The organism is Pseudomonas fluorescens group sp. PF-1 (assembly GCF_054481335.1).
Genome location: NZ_JBTMNG010000002.1, coordinates 1109411 through 1127752, shown reverse-complemented (window position 1 = coordinate 1127752; position 18342 = coordinate 1109411). Strand labels below are relative to the sequence as shown.

The following is an 18342-nucleotide window of genomic DNA, read 5'->3' as shown; positions in this document are numbered from 1 at the left end:
TCATGCCTTCAATCCTGCGTGTAGATCCTGCAAGCGACGTACGGTCTTCTCGGGACCGAACTTAAGCGCTTCGCAGATCGCTTCGCCAGCAGCAATGGTCGTGGTGCAGTAGATCTTGTGCTGAAGGGCGTTGCGACGAATGGAATAGGAGTCAGCGATCGATTGACGACCTTCGGTGGTGTTGATGATCAAGGTGACTTCGTCATTCTTGATCATGTCGACCACGTGCGGACGACCCTCGGTCACCTTGTTCACGCGGCGCACTTTCAGGCCTGCGGCTTCGATCAGCTTGGCAGTACCGGCAGTAGCAACCACTTCGAAACCCAAGTTGATCAGATCACGGGCCACGCCTGCAACCAGCGGCTTGTCGTCGTCACGCACACTGATAAACGCAGTACCGCCGGTCGGCAGCACTTCGCTTGCACCCATCTGGGCTTTGGCAAACGCCTCGCCGAAGGTGTCGCCCACGCCCATCACTTCACCGGTGGACTTCATCTCAGGGCCGAGAATCGGGTCAACGCCAGGGAATTTGGCGAATGGGAACACCGCCTCTTTCACGCTGTAGAAGTTAGGAATGATTTCCTTGGTGAAACCGATTTCCTTCAGGGTTTTACCGGCCATGACGCGAGCCGCGATCATTGCCAGGGAAACACCGATGCACTTGGATACGAAAGGAACGGTACGCGAAGCACGCGGATTGACTTCAATCACGTAAATGTCGTCGCCCTGCAGCGCCAACTGTACGTTCATCAGGCCGACCACACCCAGCTCCAGGGCCATTTTCTTGACCTGCTCGCGCATCTCGTCCTGGATATGCGCAGGCAGCGAGTACGGCGGCAGCGAACATGCGGAGTCACCGGAGTGAACGCCAGCCTGCTCGATGTGCTGCATGATTGCGCCGATCACCACGTCTTTGCCGTCACAGACAGCATCAACGTCCATTTCGATGGCGCAGTTGAGGAAGTGGTCCAGCAGCACCGGGCTGTCGTTGGAGACTTGAACCGCTTCACGCAGGTAGCGCTTGAGCTCTTCTTCTTCGTAAACGATTTCCATCGCACGACCGCCCAGTACGTAGGACGGGCGCACCACCAGCGGGTAACCGATCTTGGTAGCTGCACGGATCGCTTCGTCTTCGCTGCGCACGGTAGCGTTTGGCGGCTGACGCAGGTTCAGGCGCTGGACCATTTGCTGGAAGCGCTCACGGTCTTCGGCACGGTCGATGGCATCAGGGCTGGTGCCGATGATCGGCACGCCTGCGGCTTCGAGGGCACGCGCCAGCTTCAACGGGGTCTGGCCGCCGTACTGGACGATCACGCCTTTCGGCTTCTCGACGCGGACGATTTCCAGCACGTCTTCCAGGGTCACTGGCTCGAAGTACAGGCGATCGGAAGTGTCGTAGTCGGTAGAAACGGTTTCCGGGTTGCAGTTGACCATGATGGTCTCGTACCCGTCATCGCGCAGAGCCAGCGCCGCGTGTACGCAGCAGTAGTCGAACTCGATGCCCTGGCCGATACGGTTCGGGCCACCACCCAGGATCATGATCTTGTCGCGACCCGATGGGGCGGCTTCGCACTCTTCTTCGTACGTCGAGTACAGATAAGCGGTGTCGGTAGCGAACTCGGCGGCGCAGGTGTCGACGCGCTTGTAGACCGGGAAGATCTCCAGCTTGTGACGGTGAGCACGCAGGGCCTTCTCGGTCACACCCAACAGCTTGGCCAGGCGCATGTCGGAAAAACCTTTGCGCTTGAGGCGGAACATCAGGTCGCGATCGATGCTGGTCAGACCCAGGGTCTTGACCTTCTCTTCGTCCTTGATCAGATCTTCCATCTGCACCAGGAACCATGGATCGATCATGGTCATGCCGAAGATATCTTCAACGCTCATGCCGGCGCGCATGGCGTCCGCCACGTACCAGATACGCTCGGCGCCCGGCACGGTCAGCTCGCGCTTGAGGACGCTCATGCTTTCCGGATTGCTCAGGTCAACCTTCTCGTCCAGACCGCAAACGCCGACTTCCAGGCCGCGCAGGGCTTTCTGCAGGGATTCCTGGAAGGTACGGCCGATGGCCATGACTTCACCGACCGACTTCATTTGCGTGGTCAGGCGGGCGTCTGCCTTGGAGAACTTCTCGAAGGCGAAACGTGGCAGCTTGGTCACGACGTAGTCGATGGACGGCTCGAAGGATGCTGGAGTTTTACCGCCAGTGATGTCGTTCGACAGCTCATCCAGGGTGTAACCCACGGCCAGCTTGGCTGCGACCTTGGCGATCGGGAAACCGGTGGCTTTCGACGCCAGGGCCGAGGAACGGGATACGCGCGGGTTCATTTCGATGACGACCATGCGGCCAGTGTTCGGGCAGATGCCGAACTGGACGTTGGAACCGCCGGTTTCCACGCCGATCTCGCGCAGCACCGCCAGGGAGGCGTTACGCAGGATCTGGTATTCCTTGTCGGTCAGGGTCTGTGCAGGCGCCACGGTGATCGAGTCACCGGTGTGCACGCCCATCGGGTCGAAGTTTTCGATGGAGCAGACGATGATGCAGTTGTCCTTTTTATCGCGGACAACCTCCATTTCGTATTCTTTCCAGCCGATCAGGGATTCGTCGATCAGCAGCTCTTTGGTCGGCGACAGGTCCAGACCACGGGCGCAGATTTCTTCGAACTCTTCACGGTTGTAAGCGATACCGCCGCCGGTGCCGCCCATGGTGAAGGACGGACGGATGATGCACGGGAAGCCAAGCTTCTCGAGGACCGCATTGGCCTCTTCCATGCTGTGAGCGATACCGGAGCGCGGGCACGCCAGACCGATGGACTTCATCGCCTTGTCGAAACGCGAACGGTCTTCAGCCTTGTCGATGGTATCGGCGTTGGCACCGATCATCTCTACGCCGAACTTCTCCAGAACGCCTTCGCGCTCGAGGTCCAAGGCGCAGTTCAGGGCGGTCTGACCGCCCATGGTAGGCAGCAGCGCGTCCGGACGCTCTTTTTCGATGATCTTGGCAACGGTCTGCCACTTGATCGGTTCGATGTAGGTAGCGTCGGCCATGGCCGGATCGGTCATGATGGTGGCCGGGTTGGAGTTCACCAGGATGACGCGGTAACCCTCTTCGCGCAGGGCCTTGCAGGCCTGGGCTCCGGAGTAATCGAATTCGCAGGCCTGGCCGATCACGATCGGGCCAGCGCCGAGAATCAGGATGCTTTTAATGTCTGTACGTTTTGGCATGGGTTTGTCACTCAAATCCGCAGGTCAGTCGGCAAGCCGTCTTGTTCAATCTCTGAAGACTTGAGGGGGCCGCCGGTATCGGGACCACCCTCAAGCTTTGCAACATCAGGGCGAGCGATCAGCGTCGCTTGGCCATCTCGTTGATGAAGCGATCAAACAAAGGCGCTACGTCGTTCGGGCCAGGGCTGGCTTCAGGGTGACCCTGGAAGCTGAAGGCGCTCTTGTCGGTACGCTCGATCCCTTGCAGGGTGCCGTCGAACAGCGATTTGTGAGTCGCACGAACGTTGGCCGGCAGGGTGGCTTCGTCTACGGCAAAACCGTGGTTCTGGCTGGTGATCATTACCACGCCCGTGTCCAGATCCTGGACCGGGTGGTTGGCACCGTGGTGACCATGACCCATTTTCAGGGTCTTGGCGCCAGAGGCCAGGGCCAGCAACTGGTGACCAAGGCAGATGCCGAATACCGGAATCTCGGTTTCCAGCACATCCTTGATCGCCTGGATCGCATAGTCGCATGGCTCCGGATCGCCAGGGCCGTTGGACAGGAATACGCCGTCCGGCTTCAGAGCGAGCACGTCAGCCGCTGGCGTTTGGGCCGGCACTACGGTGACTCGGCAGCCGCGCTCGACCAACATGCGCAGGATGTTCAGCTTGACGCCGTAGTCGTAGGCGACCACGTGATACGGCAGCTCGGAGGCTTCGATGGTGGCATGGCTGTCGGTTTTCAGGTCCCAGACAGTCGAACGCCACTCGTAATTCTCTGTGGTGCTGACGACTTTCGCCAGGTCCATGCCTTTGAGGCCTGGGAAGCCCCGGGCGGCGGCGATGGCGGCCTCTTCGGAAATGTTGTCACCGGCCATGATGCAGCCGTTCTGTGCGCCTTTTTCACGCAGGATGCGAGTCAGGCGACGGGTGTCGATACCGGCGATTGCCACAACGTTGTTGGCTTTCAGGTAGTCGGACAGAGGCATGGTGCTACGCCAGTTGCTCGCAACCAGTGGCAGGTCACGGATGACCAGGCCAGCGGACCAGACGCGGTTGGACTCGGCGTCTTCCGGCGTGGTGCCGGTGTTGCCGATGTGCGGGTAAGTCAGGGTAACGATCTGTTGGGCGTAGGAAGGATCGGTAAGGATTTCCTGATAGCCGGTCATTGCGGTGTTGAACACCACCTCACCAACGGTTTGACCGTCGGCTCCAATGGCTTCGCCGCGAAAAATGCTGCCATCAGCAAGGGCGAGTATGGCTGGCTTAGTCAAGAAGACCTCCCGTAAATAAAGCCTGAAAGGGCGATCGCAGGTTGTAAAAAAGCGGAGTGACGTATGGACACGTCACCCCGCTTCTTCACTGAATTATTCTGCGCGCTTTTAGTGGACACACTAAAGCTGTAGCTTACAGAAAAAGGCATTTTTGGTCTACCGCCAATGAGCCCGAAAGGCCAGAGAATGCGACAGGACGTCGCTTGGCGGTGTAAAACCGGACTCAAGCACATGACTCAAGCCCGGTTTAAACAGCATTTTAACGCAGATCGAGCACGTCTTGCATGTCGTAAAGACCAGGCTCACGCCCCTCCAGCCACAATGCAGCACGCACCGCACCCTTGGCGAAGGTCATACGACTGGAAGCCTTGTGAGTGATCTCCAGGCGCTCTCCTTCACAGGCAAACAGCACGGTATGATCACCCACCACATCACCACCACGAACAGTGGCAAAACCGATGGTCTCGCGCTCGCGCGCACCGGTGTGGCCCTCGCGACCATAGACGGCAACCTTCTGCAAGTCGCGATCAAGAGCACTGGCAATGACCTCACCCATGCGCAACGCCGTGCCTGAAGGCGCGTCGATTTTGTGCCGGTGATGAGCTTCGATGATTTCGATATCCGCCTCGTCACCCAACACACGAGCCGCCATATCAAGCAACTTCAGCGACAGGTTCACACCCACGCTGAAGTTCGCAGCGAACACGATCGGGATGTCTTTACCGGCCTCGGCAAGCAACTGCTTTTGCGCAGCGTCCAGCCCCGTCGTGCCAATCACCATGGCTTTACCCGCCTTGCGGCAGAACGCCAGGTTTTTCAGCATGACTTCCGGCAGGGTGAAGTCGATCAATACGTCGAACTCATCCGCTACCGCATCCAGGTTACCGGACAACGGCACGCCGATACGCCCCAGCGAAGCCAGCTCACCGGCATCCACGCCAATCAGCGTACTGCCGGGGCGAACGATAGCCGCCGTCAGACCAGTGAGCGGCGCGCGCTGCTGCACCGCCTCGACCAGAATCTTGCCCATGCGCCCGGCAGCGCCCATCACAGCTATACGTCGCATGACAACTCCTTACAGATCGCCGAAGAAGCGCTTCACGCCTTCGAACCAGCCAGTGGTTTTCGGCGAGTGACTGTTATCATCCGCCAGCGAGCTACGGAACTCCTCGAGCATTTCACGCTGACGACGGCTCAGGTTGACCGGCGTCTCGACCGCCACGCGGCACATCAAGTCACCGGCACCGCCGCCACGTACAGGCGCAACGCCCTTGCCACGAACACGGAATTGCTTGCCGGTCTGAGTCCCTTCAGGAATTTTCAGCTTGACCCGACCATCGAGGGTCGGAATCTCCAGCTCACCCCCCAATGCTGCATCGACGAAGCTGATCGGTACTTCGCAGAACAGATGCTTGCCGTCACGCTGGAAGATCGCGTGTTCGCGCACATTGATCACGACATACAGGTCGCCGGTCGGACCGCCCTGCGCACCCGCCTCGCCTTCGCCAGACAGACGAATGCGATCACCGGTATCAACACCGGCCGGCACTTTCACCGACAGGGTCTTGTACTCTTCGACGCGACCTTCGCCGTGGCACGAGTCGCACGGATCGGAAATGATCTTGCCCTGGCCATGGCACCGCGGGCAGGTCTGCTGCACCGAGAAGAAACCCTGCTGCATGCGCACCTGGCCAATACCGCCACAGGTCGGGCAAGTCACCGGAGAGGAGCCTTTCTTGGCACCCGAACCATCGCATGGCTTGCAGTTGACCAGTGTTGGCACGCGGATATTCACGGTCGTGCCGCGCACCGCTTCTTCCAGGTCCAGCTCCAGGGTGTAACGCAGGTCACTGCCGCGCTGAGCACCACCACGGGAACCACCGCGACCGCCACCGAAGAAGTCGCTGAAGACATCACCAAAGATATCGGAGAAGTTCTGACCGCCAAAACCGGCACCACCGCCACCCATGCTCGGGTCAACACCCGCATGACCATACTGATCGTAGGCCGCACGCTTGCTGGAATCGGACAGCACTTCGTAGGCCTCGTTGGCCTCTTTGAATTTCTCTTCCGACGCTTTGTCATCGGGATTACGGTCCGGGTGGTGCTTCATCGCCAGGCGGCGGTAGGCCTTTTTCAGGTCTGCCTCGCTTGAGCCTCGCTCAACACCCAATACTTCGTAATAGTCACGCTTTGCCATAAGTCTTTTGCACTCTTGAGGACGTTCGACAAACCTCTCCTGAGCCTCGCCAAACTCGTTGAGCCCCAATACAGGCCCGGACCCAACTCACGTCAATTCAACGATCCTGGTCTTTGATTCGATGCGGTACTTGCGGCTCGGAAAGCAGGAGCATTCCCGGCCATACCCTCAGCACTCGAACGTTGTCGCATGCTGTAAAAATTCACTTGCTCCAGACACGCCAACGCGGGAGCAAGCTCCCGCGCGGCGACATCCTACCAGTCACCGCCCCAAGGCAGCCAACCGGCCGACCAACAACTTACTTGTGGTCTTTGACTTCTTCGAACTCAGCGTCGACGACGTCATCAGCTTTTTCAGCCGATTCAGCGTGCTGTGCAGCGCCGTCAGCAGGTTGAGCCTGATCGGCGTACATCTTCTGAGCCACTGGCGCGGAGACCTTGGACAGCTCTTCAACCTTGGCTTCGATCGCAGCCTTGTCGTCGCCCTTGACAGCGGCTTCCAAAGCAACGACAGCGGCCTCGATCGCAGCCTTCTCTTCAGCGCTCACCTTGTCGCCAGCATCGGCAACCATTTTGCGAGTCGAGTGAACCAGTGCATCACCCTGATTACGGGCAGCGGCCAGCTCTTCGAACTTGCGATCTTCCTCGGCGTTGGCCTCGGCATCACGCACCATGCGTTCGATCTCTTCATCGGACAGACCGGAGTTGGCCTTGATCACAATCGACTGAGTCTTGCCGGTAGCCTTGTCTTTGGCGCCTACGTGCAGGATGCCGTTGGCGTCGATGTCGAAGGTCACTTCGATTTGTGGCACACCACGTGGTGCTGGCGGAATCTCGGCCAGGTCGAACTTGCCCAGGGACTTGTTCTGCGCCGCTTGCTTACGCTCACCTTGCAGCACGTGAATGGTCACGGCGCCCTGGTTGTCGTCGGCCGTCGAGAACACTTGCGATTTCTTGGTAGGAATCGTGGTGTTTTTCTCGATCAGCGCAGTCATCACGCCACCCATGGTTTCGATACCCAGGGTCAGCGGGCTAACGTCAAGCAACAGGACGTCTTTCACGTCACCGGCCAGTACCGCGCCCTGGATAGCAGCACCCATGGCAACCGCTTCGTCCGGGTTAACATCTTTACGAGCTTCTTTACCGAAGAACTCGGTCACCAGCTTCTGCACCAGTGGCATACGGGTCTGACCGCCCACCAGGATCACGTCGTTGATTGCGCCAACGTCGATACCGGAGTCTTTCAGAGCGATGCGGCAAGGTTCGATGGTGCGTTGAACCAGGTCTTCAACCAGCGCTTCCAGCTTGGCGCGCGAGATTTTCACGTTCAAGTGCTTAGGACCGGTGGCGTCTGCAGTGATGTACGGCAGGTTCACGTCGGTCGACTGAGCGGAAGACAGCTCGATCTTGGCTTTTTCAGCAGCTTCTTTCAGGCGCTGCATCGCCAGCGGGTCACCCTTGAGGTTCATGCCGCTTTCTTTCTTGAATTCGTCGACGAGGTAGTCGATCAGACGGATGTCAAAGTCCTCACCGCCCAGGAAGGTATCACCGTTGGTGGCCAACACTTCGAACTGGTGCTCGCCATCGACTTCAGCGATTTCGATTACGGAAACGTCGAAAGTACCGCCACCCAGGTCGTAAACGATCACGGTGTGATCGCCCTTGGCCTTGTCCATGCCGTAAGCCAGCGCAGCTGCGGTTGGTTCGTTGATGATACGTTTTACGTCCAGACCAGCAATGCGGCCGGCGTCTTTGGTGGCTTGACGCTGGCTGTCGTTGAAGTAGGCCGGAACGGTGATCACCGCTTCAGTCACTGACTCGCCGAGGTAGTCTTCGGCGGTTTTCTTCATCTTCTTCAGAATTTCAGCCGAGATTTGTGGCGGAGCCATCTTCTGGCCGTTCACCTCGACCCAAGCGTCGCCGTTGTCAGCCTTGGCGATTTTGTAAGGGACCATCTTGATGTCTTTTTGTACGACTTCTTCGTCGAACTTGCGACCGATCAGACGCTTCACCGCGTACAGGGTGTTGTGCGGATTGGTCACTGCCTGACGCTTGGCCGACTGGCCAACCAGAATCTCGCCATCGTTGGCGTAAGCGATGATCGACGGCGTGGTACGCGCGCCTTCGGCGTTTTCGATAACTTTGGCTACGCCGTTTTCAAGTACGGAGACGCAGGAGTTAGTAGTCCCCAGGTCGATACCGATGATTTTGCCCATGTTCACTCTCCCGAAACGTTGGATTTGGTTGCCGCAGCAGTGATGGATAACTGCGGTAGTAATTAAACGCTTGACTTCTAAATGGGGGCCTTGCGGCTAATTTCAAGCCTGCTCGTCAATCGAAGGCGAAACAGGTGCCGGAGCCTTGCTGACCACGACCATCGCCGGGCGCAGCAGGCGCCCGTTGAGCTGATAGCCCTTCTGGAACACCTTGAGCACGCTGTTCGGCTCGAGGTCGGCGCTTTCCTGCATTGCCATTGCCTGATGAAGAACGGCATTGAACGGTTCGCCGTGCGGGTCGATCGCTTCCAGCTGATAACGCTTCAGGGTGTCCTGGAACATTTTCAGTGTGAGCTCGATGCCTTCGCGCATCGGACGGATGCTTTCATCATCCGGGCTGGACAACTCCAGGCCACGCTCCAGGCTGTCGATGATCGGCAGCAGATCGCCGGCGAATTTTTCCAGCGCGAATTTGTGAGCCTTCTCTACATCCTGCTCGGCGCGACGGCGGACGTTCTGCAGATCGGCGGCCACACGCAAAGCCTGATCCTGCGCACCTGCCAGCTGTTCTTCGAGCACTTTTACACGAGCTGCCAAATCATCACCCGAGGCTTGGGAGGCCTGATCGGCGTCCAGATTTTGCGTATCCACTGCCTGTTCGTCAGCCATAGAATTCTCCTTTCAATATCGTCCGTGAGCTCAACTCACGCTTCTGCCCAGCTATATGGGGCCGCAAAATCCAGCTTCAAGGGGTCTCCTTGCATTAACCCTACAAAAACACCTGCATTATCATTCCGGGGCGCACTAAGGATTTCGTCGGATTAAGCAAATCGAGCTAATGGGGGGCATTGTCAGCCCGAAACAAAACACTGTATAAATAACCAGACCTAACGCCTGGGAGCGGCCTTTATGCTGGTGCACCTGTCAGTACATAACTACGCCATCGTTGAACATCTCGATCTCGAACTCGATCGCGGGATGAGCGTGATCACAGGGGAAACCGGCGCCGGCAAGTCGATCATGCTCGACGCGCTGGGCCTGACCCTGGGCGATCGCGCCGACAGTGGCGTGGTCCGCCCCGGCGCCGACAAGGCCGATATCCTCGCCACCTTCGACCTGTGTGACATTCCCGAAGCCCGCATCTGGCTCGCCGAGCGCGACCTGGAAAATGACGGCCCGTGCATCCTGCGCCGGGTGATCACCGCCGAAGGTCGTTCGCGCGGCTACATCAATGGCACGCCCTGCCCCCTGGGCGATCTCAAGGCTTTGGGTGAGCTGCTGATCGACATCCACAGCCAACACGAACACCAATCCCTGCTCAAGACCGACACTCACCGCCGCCTGCTCGACGAATACGCCGGCGCAACGGACCTCGCCCGCCAGGTTCAACTGGCTGCCCAACGCTGGCGCCAGACCCGCCAGGAACTGGAGCGTCTCTCCAACTCGGGCGACGAGCAGCGAGCCCGCCATCAATTGCTCAGCTATCAACTCGAAGAGCTTGAAAACCTGGGCTTGGGCGACAATGAGCTGGAGCAGCTGGAACAGGAACACAAGAACCTGACTAACGCCGAAACCTTGCTGGGCATCTGCCGGCAAGTCGTCGAGCAATGCAGCGAGAGTGATTCGGGCAATGTCCTGAACGCCCTGACCGCCAGCCTCAACCGCTTGTCGAGCGTGAACAACTCGATCGGCGCCCTGGGCGAAGCCAGCAGCCTGCTGACCAGCGCGCAAATCCAGGTTGAAGAAGCCGTGGGCGAACTGAACCGCTTCCTCGACAATTTCGATGCCGACCCATCACGCCTTCAATATCTCGAGGAGCGGCTTGATTCGATCTATACCCTGGCGCGCAAACATCGCATCCAGCCGACCGAAGTCGCCGAGATGCAACAGAAGCTGCTGGATGAGATTGAAACCCTGAACGCCAACGACGAATCCATCGAGCGACTGAGCGATGAGTTGGCCGCCTATGCGCGTCACTACCAGGAAAAAGCCCGGGAGCTCAGCGAGCTGCGCCACCAGGCCTCGAGCAGCCTGGCCAGTGCCGTGGAGCAGGAAATTCAGCGACTGGGCATGCCCGGTGGACGCTTCACTATCGAGCTACGCCCTAACAGCAGTGATGAGCTTTTGCCCAACGGCCTGGAACAGGTAGAACTGCTGGTGAGCGCCAACCCCGGTCAGCCACTGAAAGCCTTGGCGAAGGTCGCTTCAGGCGGCGAGCTATCGCGTATCAGCTTGGCCATTCAGGTGATCACCGCACAAACTTCCCGTGTACCGACCCTTGTATTCGACGAAGTGGACGTGGGCATCGGCGGCCCAACAGCCGAAATCGTCGGCCAGCTACTACGTCGCCTGGGGGAACGAGGGCAGGTTTTGACCGTTACTCACCTGCCACAAGTAGCCGCGCAAGGTCACCAACATCTGTTTGTGCACAAAGTGCGCGGCGACGACGCCACCCACACTGCCGTCTCCAGACTGAGCAAAAATGATCGTGTCGAAGAAGTCGCACGGATGCTGGGAGGCATCGACCTGACCAAGGAATCCCTGGCTCACGCCAGGAAAATGGTCGTCACCGCGAAGATTTAAGTTCGGCCGAAAGCACGAAGGCGACCCTGGGGTCGCCTTCGTTCGTTTCACGAATCTCAGATTCGCGCGACATGCTTACTTTTTCTTGCGCACGTACAGCACAAGATTGTGATCAACCATTTCGAAACCATATTTCTCGACGATGGCTTTCTGCAGGCGCTCGATTTCTTCGTCGAAGAATTCGATCACTTCGCTGGTCTCGACGTTGACCATATGGTCGTGGTGCTTACCGTCGTCCAGTTCGAAGACCGCGTGGCCTCCGTCGAAGTTATGCCGCACCACAAGGCCAGCTGCCTCGAACTGAGTCAGTACACGGTAAACCGTGGCCAGACCGACGTCCTCGCCAGCCTCCATCAATGCCTTGTACACATCCTCGGCACTCATATGACGCTGCTCGGCGGAATCGAGCATTTGCAGAATTTTGACCCGTGGTAGGGTCACTTTGAGGCCGGCTTTGCGTAGTTCGCTATTTTCAACCATGGTCAGCTTTCTCGCGATGCTGCTTCGCAGCTTCTCTTAATGCGGGTATGATCGGCGTTTACGTTGTCCCAGCCAAGATAGTGGAAGTCGCCCACCGATGCAAAACACCAAGCTCTTGCTAACCAGTTTCACCTTTGTGGGACTGCTCGCACTCGCCGGTTGTTCATTCCCCGGGGTTTACAAAATCGACATCCAGCAGGGCAATGTCGTCACGCAGGACATGATAGACCAGTTGCGCCCGGGAATGACCCGTAAGCAAGTAAGGTTTATCATGGGCAACCCTCTGCTGACCGACACGTTCCATGCCGATCGCTGGGATTATCTGTACAGCCTGCAACCGGGTGGCGGTGAACGCCAACAAGAACGCATTAGCGTCATCTTCAACCCTAATGATCAGCTTGTCAGCCTCTCTGGTGATTTCATGCCAGGCGTGAGTCGCGACGAGGCAATTCTCGGTAAGGACAGCGCCACGACAGTGGCCGCTCCAGCAGAGAACGCCGAGAAGCCAAAACCGGAAAAACCGGTCAAACCGGGCTCGCTGCTCGATCAGATCCAGAAAGACGTCGACGGTGTAGAAACCGTGCCGGTTCCGACGCCACAACCGCTGGACACCTCGCCACAATAATTTGCAACACAATAAAAAACCCGGCATGCCGGGTTTTTTATTGTCTGGTTTCATACGAGTTACTGATTCCGCGATCTGGCCTCGGCCGCCTTGGCCGCACGCAGCCGTCGAACCTCTTTCGGATCGGCGAGCAATGGCCGATAAATCTCGATGCGATCCCCTGACTGAACCGCACGAGTGTCGGGATCGGTGATCACCTTTCCAAAGATCCCCACCGGGCACTCGGCCAAGTCAAGGTCCGGAAATACCATTCCAATACCGGATGCCACCAGTGCCGCACGAACAGTCGTTCCTGCCGGCACCGCCACTGACAGAAGCACTTGACGATCAACCGCGGCATACGCCACTTCGACTTCTTTCAATGCCTCAACCATACATTTGCTTGGCCCGCTGACAGAATGCATCCACCAGTGTGTTGGCCGCCTGATTGAACAACGGCCCCAGGGTCGCGCGAACAATCGGCCCCGCATAGTCGAACGACAGATCCAGGCTGATCTTGCAGGCCTTCTCACCCAGCGGCTTGAACACCCACACACCATGCAACTGAGTGAACGGCCCCTCTTCAAGGTTCATTTCAATCGACTGACCGGGAACCAGGGTGTTACGCGTCACAAAATGCTGGCTCAGCCCCCCCTTGGCCACCCCAACACTCGCACGCATGTGCTCGGTGGAGGCATCCAGCACTTCAGCTGTCGAGCACCACGGCAGGAATTCCGGATACCGTGCTACGTCGTTAACCAGGTCATACAGCGCTTGCGCCGGATAGGGCAGCAAGGCCGAACGTGAAATGTGTGTCGTCATGTCAGCGTTATTTCCACAGCTGTGCGGCAAACACTACGAGAATGCCGATGGGCGCCACATAGCGCATCAAGAACAAGGACAGGGCAAAAATCGCTGGGTTGCGGGTCGCCAATTCGTCGCGCACCGCCTCCCGCCCCATCACCCAGCCTGCGAACACCACGAAACACAAACCACCGAGTGGCAACATGATCCGCGAGGTGAAGAAATCGATCACGCCAAAGAAATCCAGACCGCCCGCGGCTCCCCATTGGTAGAGGTGGAAAAAACCGCCTTCGTTCACGAAAAACTTCGCTTGCTTCCAGATATTGAAAGAAAACACCGTGCCGAGACCGACAAACCAGCAACTGAACGCCAGCCAGAAGGTAACCCAGGCGCGGCTGACTTTTGTCCGCTCAACCAGATAAGCCACCATCGGCTCGAGCAGCGAAATAGCCGAACTCCATGCCGCAATGGCTACCAGCACGAAGAACACGACGCCCATCAATTGGCCGAAGACTACGTTACCAAAGGCAAATGGCAAGCTGACAAACATCAGGCCAGGGCCTTCGCTCGGGTTCAGGCCTGCGGCGAACACAATCGGAAAAAGTGCCATGCCGGCCACGAGAGAAACCAGGGTATCGAGCAGCGCCACGCCAACCACAGTGCGCGTAATCGACGAGTTCTTCGGCATATAGGCGCCGTAGATCATGATCGAGCCGACGCCCACGCTCAGGGAAAAGAACGCATGCCCCATGGCTGGCAACAAACCATCGAGGACTTTTTCCGGGTGGAAGTCGAACATGAAATGCACGCCCTCCATGAAATGCCCGGTGGTCATGCTGTACCCCAGCAGTACAAGGATCATGACAAACAGCAACGGCATCATGATCCGCAGACTGCGCTCAAGCCCCGCCACCACGCCTTTGGCGATCACCACGGCAGATAACAGCATGAAAATCGTGTGCCAAAGTGTCAGCCGCCATGGATCAGCGATCACATTGCCGAAGTAAGCGCCCACCTGATCCGGCGTCACACCCTGGAAGTCGCCACGCCCCATATCGATGATGTAATCCAGCGACCAACCGCCGACAACGCTATAGAAGGACAGGATCAGCAAAGCCGTGATCATCCCGGCAAAGGCCCCCCAGGACCACTTGCCCGAATGCCCCGCTTCGCGCGCCAGCGCCTTCAGCGCGTTGGCAGGACTCTGCCGGGCACGCCGACCAATCAGGGTTTCAGCCAGCATGACTGGCACCCCGATCAACGCAATACAGGCCAAGAACATCAGCACGAAGGCGCCGCCGCCATAGACGCCAACCATGTACGGAAATTTCCAGATACTACCCAGGCCCACGGCCGAACCGGTCGCGGCGAGTATGAAGACCCAGCGGCTAGCCCAACTGCCGTGGACAGAAACCTTGTCTGTCGACATCGTTATTACGACCAAGCGTTCAAAAATGAGCGCGCATTGTCCGGGATTCAATCAACCTGCTCAAGCACGCAGCAACACCGTAGCCGACTCGCGTGCAACTCCCTATAATGCCGCCCCTATGGCTAAACAGAAGAAACACCCAACAGGGACCATCGCGCAAAATAAAAAGGCGCGACACGATTACTTCATCGAACATCGGTTCGAGGCTGGTCTGGTCCTGGCCGGCTGGGAAGTAAAAAGTCTGCGGGCGAGCAAGCTGCAACTGGTCGACAGTTACGTGCTGCTCAAGGATGGCGAAGCCTGGCTGCTCGGCAGTCACATTACGCCCCTGATGACCGCCAGCACCCACGTCATCGCTGACCCGACACGCACCCGCAAGCTGCTGCTCAACCGGCGCGAGCTGGAAAAGCTGTCCGCCGCCGTGCAGCAAAAGGGTTACGCCTGCGTGTGTCTGTCCTGGTACTGGAGCAAGCACATGGTCAAGTGCGAGATCGCTCTGGGCAAGGGCAAGAAGGAATACGACAAGCGTGATACCGAGCGCGAGCGCGATGCCGGCCGCGAGTTGCAGCGTGCGGTGCGCAACAAGGGCAAGGAAGAGTAATTTTCCAGCCTGGTCACTGCTTTTGTGGCGAGGGAGCTTGCTCCCTCGCCCCATTGAATCTCATGACGACAGCTACATCCCCTTGCGCCGCTCCGCCCGAGCCATGCGCTGCACTTCCTGACGCACCTCCTCCAGCACTTCCTGCACATACAGGATGTGTCGACTGGAAACTTCGCGCGCCTGTTCCGCACGACCTTCGACAATCGCCAGGTACAACTCGCGATGCTGTGTGATCAGCATGTCCCGGGTTTCGGTACGCTGCTTGTACATGCCGCCAATGTTGGTCACCACGTTGCGCTTGAGCAAATCAAACAACCCACGAATGGTGTGCAACAACACGGCGTTATGACTGGCCTCAGCGATCGCCAGGTGAAACTTCGCGTCCGCCGCGCCCTCTTCCGCCCGGCTCACTTCATCGTGACGTGAATAGCAGTCCTGCAACTCGTTAAACGCCGCCGTCAGCCGCTCACGATCGACATCCGTAGCGCGTAACGCAGCGTAATAGGCACAGGACGCTTCAAGGGTATGGCGAAACTCCAATAGATCGCGCTGCGCTTCAGGATTGCTCTCCAGCAGGTGCAGCAATGGATCGCTGAAGGTTGTGCCCAGGGACTCCACGACGTAGTTGCCGCCACCCTGACGACTGACCAACAACCCCTTGGCAGCCAGCTTTTGTATGGCTTCACGCAATGAAGGGCGAGACACACCGAACTGCTCGGCCAATACGCGCTCGGCCGGCAAGCGCTCGCCTGCCTTCAGCGTGCCCTCGAGAATCATGCCCTCAAGCCGCTCGACAATATCGTCAGACAAACGGCGCTGACGAATCTGATCAAACCCCATAACTCAATTTCTCCACGGCCCCGACGATTCGCCGGCGGCTCTATTCTGGCCTATCGGCGCAGCGCCGACACCTGCCAGACAGCCATTGCACAAGCAGATCAGACGACCCGAACGCACAGGCATTCGACAAGAATTTTAGAGCGGCAAATTGACACACCGCCTCCAAGGCTTTTACCCTAGCCAACAGCGATTGTAAATTGGTATTACCAATTAACCAAGAACGCTGATCAGTGCCTGACCAACAACAATTAGGGGCCACCCCATATGCAAACCTGGCAACAGCTCTACAGCCCGCTCGGCAGCCTCGGCTTGTCCGCCCTCGCGGCCGTTATCCCTATCGTGTTTTTCTTCCTGGCCCTGGCCGTGTTCCGCCTCAAAGGGCACGTGGCCGGTAGCATCACCCTGGCCTTGTCGATTCTGGTGGCAATCTTTGCCTTCCAGATGCCGGTCGACATGGCATTCGCCGCCGCCGGATACGGCTTCGCCTACGGTCTGTGGCCAATTGCCTGGATCATCGTGGCCGCCGTGTTCCTCTACAAACTGACGGTCAAGAGCGGGCAGTTCGAAATCATTCGCAGCTCCGTGCTGTCGATTACCGACGACCAGCGCCTGCAAGTGCTGCTGATCGGCTTCTGCTTCGGCGCCTTCCTGGAAGGTGCAGCCGGTTTCGGTGCGCCGGTCGCGATTACCGCCGCGCTACTGGTCGGGCTGGGCTTCAATCCACTGTACGCCGCAGGCCTGTGCCTGATCGCCAACACCGCCCCGGTGGCGTTTGGCGCCCTGGGCATTCCGATCATTGTTGCCGGGCAAGTGACCGGTATCGATGCGTTCAAGATCGGCGCCATGGCCGGTCGTCAACTGCCGCTGCTGTCGCTGTTCGTACCGTTCTGGCTGGTGTTCATGATGGACGGCCTGCGGGGTGTCCGTGAGACCTGGCCGGCAGCACTGGTGGCGGGCTTGAGCTTTGCCGTCACCCAGTTCTTCACCTCGAACTTCATTGGCCCGGAACTGCCGGACATCACCTCGGCCCTGGCCAGCCTGATTTCCCTGACGCTGTTCCTGAAGGTCTGGCAGCCGAAACGCGCCGCCGGCCAACACATCGCCGGCGCCGTCTCGGCGTCCGTGGTCACCGCCAGCGCTGGCGGCTTTGGCCAGAAGCGCACCACCGTCGCTTCGCCTTACAGCCTGGGTGAAATCTTCAAAGCCTGGTTGCCGTTCCTGATCCTGACCGTGCTGGTCACCATCTGGACCCTGAAACCGTTCAAGGCCATGTTCGCCGCCGGCGGCTCGATGTACAGCTGGGTGTTCAACTTCGCCATTCCGCACCTGGATCAAATGGTGATCAAGGTTGCACCGATCGTCGCAGCGCCGACGGCTATTCCGGCGGTGTTCAAGCTTGACCCGATTTCTGCGACCGGCACGGCGATTTTCTTCTCGGCGCTGATCTCGATGCTGATTCTGAAGATCAACATCAAAACTGGTCTGACCACTTTGAAAGAGACCTTCTACGAACTGCGCTGGCCGATCCTGTCCATCGGCATGGTGCTGGCGTTCGCCTTCGTCACCAACTACTCGGGCATGTCCTCGACCATGGCCCTGGTATTGGCAGCCACTGGCGCCGCGTTCCCGTTCTTCTCGCCATTCCTCGGCTGGCTCGGTGTGTTCCTGACCGGTTCCGACACTTCGTCCAACGCCCTGTTCAGCTCGTTACAGGCGACCACCGCGCACCAGATCGGCGTTAACGACACCCTGTTGGTGGCGGCGAACACCAGCGGTGGCGTGACCGGCAAGATGATCTCGCCACAATCGATCGCCGTGGCCTGCGCCGCGACGGGCCTGGTGGGCAAAGAATCGGACCTGTTCCGCTTCACCCTCAAGCACAGCCTATTCTTTGCAACGATCGTCGGCCTGATCACGTTGGCCCAGGCCTACTGGTTCACCGGCATGCTGGTGCACTAAACGCCACAAGCGGCATGGAAAAAACCGACGCCGGACCACGATTCCGGCGTCAGCTATTCACCACCCGGTCTGTAAGGCTGCTGAAAGAATCACTCTCTATATTCAGCGGCCTCAGCGGACGGATAACCGGGATCACCCGGAGACACGCCT

The 18342-nt window shown here is 58.5% G+C and carries 15 protein-coding genes; 4 read left to right on the top strand and 11 right to left on the bottom strand.

Going from position 1 to position 18342, the window contains the following annotated elements; genetic code table 11:
- The 6 genes from carB to grpE all read right to left on the bottom strand — a co-directional run bounded on the left by carB (position 1) and on the right by grpE (position 9561).
- Positions 1-3222: a carbamoyl-phosphate synthase large subunit gene (carB, locus tag ACX3YD_RS19760; protein ID WP_458960827.1), complete on the bottom strand. Its 3222-nt coding sequence runs from the start codon at positions 3220-3222 to the stop codon at positions 1-3.
- 118 nt (positions 3223-3340) lie between these two features.
- Entirely contained in the window at positions 3341-4477 is a 1137-nt protein-coding gene (carA, locus tag ACX3YD_RS19755) for a glutamine-hydrolyzing carbamoyl-phosphate synthase small subunit (RefSeq protein ID WP_103404035.1), read from the bottom strand.
- Between the two features lie 259 nt (positions 4478-4736).
- Positions 4737-5543: a 4-hydroxy-tetrahydrodipicolinate reductase gene (gene dapB / locus ACX3YD_RS19750; protein WP_047537484.1), complete on the bottom strand. Its 807-nt coding sequence runs from the start codon at positions 5541-5543 to the stop codon at positions 4737-4739.
- A gap of 9 nt (positions 5544-5552) precedes the next feature.
- Positions 5553-6677, bottom strand: a complete 1125-nt coding sequence (dnaJ, locus tag ACX3YD_RS19745; protein WP_090315903.1) for a molecular chaperone DnaJ — start codon at positions 6675-6677, stop codon at positions 5553-5555.
- A gap of 298 nt (positions 6678-6975) precedes the next feature.
- On the bottom strand, positions 6976-8892 hold the full coding sequence (gene dnaK, locus ACX3YD_RS19740; RefSeq protein WP_458960826.1) for a molecular chaperone DnaK: 1917 nt from the start codon (positions 8890-8892) through the stop codon (positions 6976-6978).
- 102 nt (positions 8893-8994) lie between these two features.
- Positions 8995-9561, bottom strand: coding sequence for a nucleotide exchange factor GrpE (gene grpE, locus ACX3YD_RS19735; RefSeq protein WP_047537475.1), 567 nt, complete (start codon positions 9559-9561; stop codon positions 8995-8997).
- A gap of 240 nt (positions 9562-9801) precedes the next feature.
- Here grpE and recN point away from each other — a divergent pair, with 240 nt between their 5' ends.
- On the top strand, positions 9802-11475 hold the full coding sequence (gene recN / locus ACX3YD_RS19730; protein ID WP_103404037.1) for a DNA repair protein RecN: 1674 nt from the start codon (positions 9802-9804) through the stop codon (positions 11473-11475).
- Between the two features lie 75 nt (positions 11476-11550).
- On the opposite strand, the gene fur is transcribed toward recN, so the two are convergent.
- A complete protein-coding gene (gene fur, locus ACX3YD_RS19725; protein ID WP_026013299.1) occupies positions 11551-11955 on the bottom strand; it encodes a ferric iron uptake transcriptional regulator in 405 nt (134 codons plus the stop codon).
- A gap of 97 nt (positions 11956-12052) precedes the next feature.
- Here fur and ACX3YD_RS19720 point away from each other — a divergent pair, with 97 nt between their 5' ends.
- Entirely contained in the window at positions 12053-12580 is a 528-nt protein-coding gene (locus ACX3YD_RS19720; protein ID WP_103404038.1) for an outer membrane protein assembly factor BamE, read from the top strand.
- Between the two features lie 59 nt (positions 12581-12639).
- On the opposite strand, the gene ACX3YD_RS19715 is transcribed toward ACX3YD_RS19720, so the two are convergent.
- The 3 genes from ACX3YD_RS19715 to ACX3YD_RS19705 are packed head-to-tail and all read right to left on the bottom strand — an operon-like array spanning position 12640 to position 14792.
- The gene (locus ACX3YD_RS19715; RefSeq protein WP_103404039.1) at positions 12640-12954 is read right to left on the bottom strand and encodes an RnfH family protein; all 315 of its coding nucleotides are present in this window, start codon (positions 12952-12954) and stop codon (positions 12640-12642) included.
- Complete coding sequence (locus tag ACX3YD_RS19710; RefSeq protein ID WP_047537463.1) at positions 12947-13381, bottom strand: type II toxin-antitoxin system RatA family toxin; 435 nt, start codon at positions 13379-13381, stop codon at positions 12947-12949. The genes ACX3YD_RS19715 and ACX3YD_RS19710 overlap by 8 nt, the downstream gene beginning before the upstream one ends.
- Before the next feature lie 7 nt (positions 13382-13388).
- The gene (locus ACX3YD_RS19705) at positions 13389-14792 is read right to left on the bottom strand and encodes a sodium-dependent transporter (RefSeq protein WP_047537460.1); all 1404 of its coding nucleotides are present in this window, start codon (positions 14790-14792) and stop codon (positions 13389-13391) included.
- A 118-nt stretch (positions 14793-14910) separates the two neighbouring features.
- Here ACX3YD_RS19705 and smpB point away from each other — a divergent pair, with 118 nt between their 5' ends.
- Complete coding sequence (smpB, locus tag ACX3YD_RS19700; protein WP_458960825.1) at positions 14911-15393, top strand: SsrA-binding protein SmpB; 483 nt, start codon at positions 14911-14913, stop codon at positions 15391-15393.
- 72 nt (positions 15394-15465) lie between these two features.
- Here the strand turns inward: smpB and ACX3YD_RS19695 are convergent, their stop codons facing one another.
- A complete protein-coding gene (locus tag ACX3YD_RS19695; RefSeq protein WP_047537454.1) occupies positions 15466-16233 on the bottom strand; it encodes an FCD domain-containing protein in 768 nt (255 codons plus the stop codon).
- 264 nt (positions 16234-16497) lie between these two features.
- Here ACX3YD_RS19695 and ACX3YD_RS19690 point away from each other — a divergent pair, with 264 nt between their 5' ends.
- Complete coding sequence (locus ACX3YD_RS19690; RefSeq protein ID WP_458960824.1) at positions 16498-18192, top strand: lactate permease LctP family transporter; 1695 nt, start codon at positions 16498-16500, stop codon at positions 18190-18192.
- Positions 18193-18342: the final 150 nt, after the last annotated feature.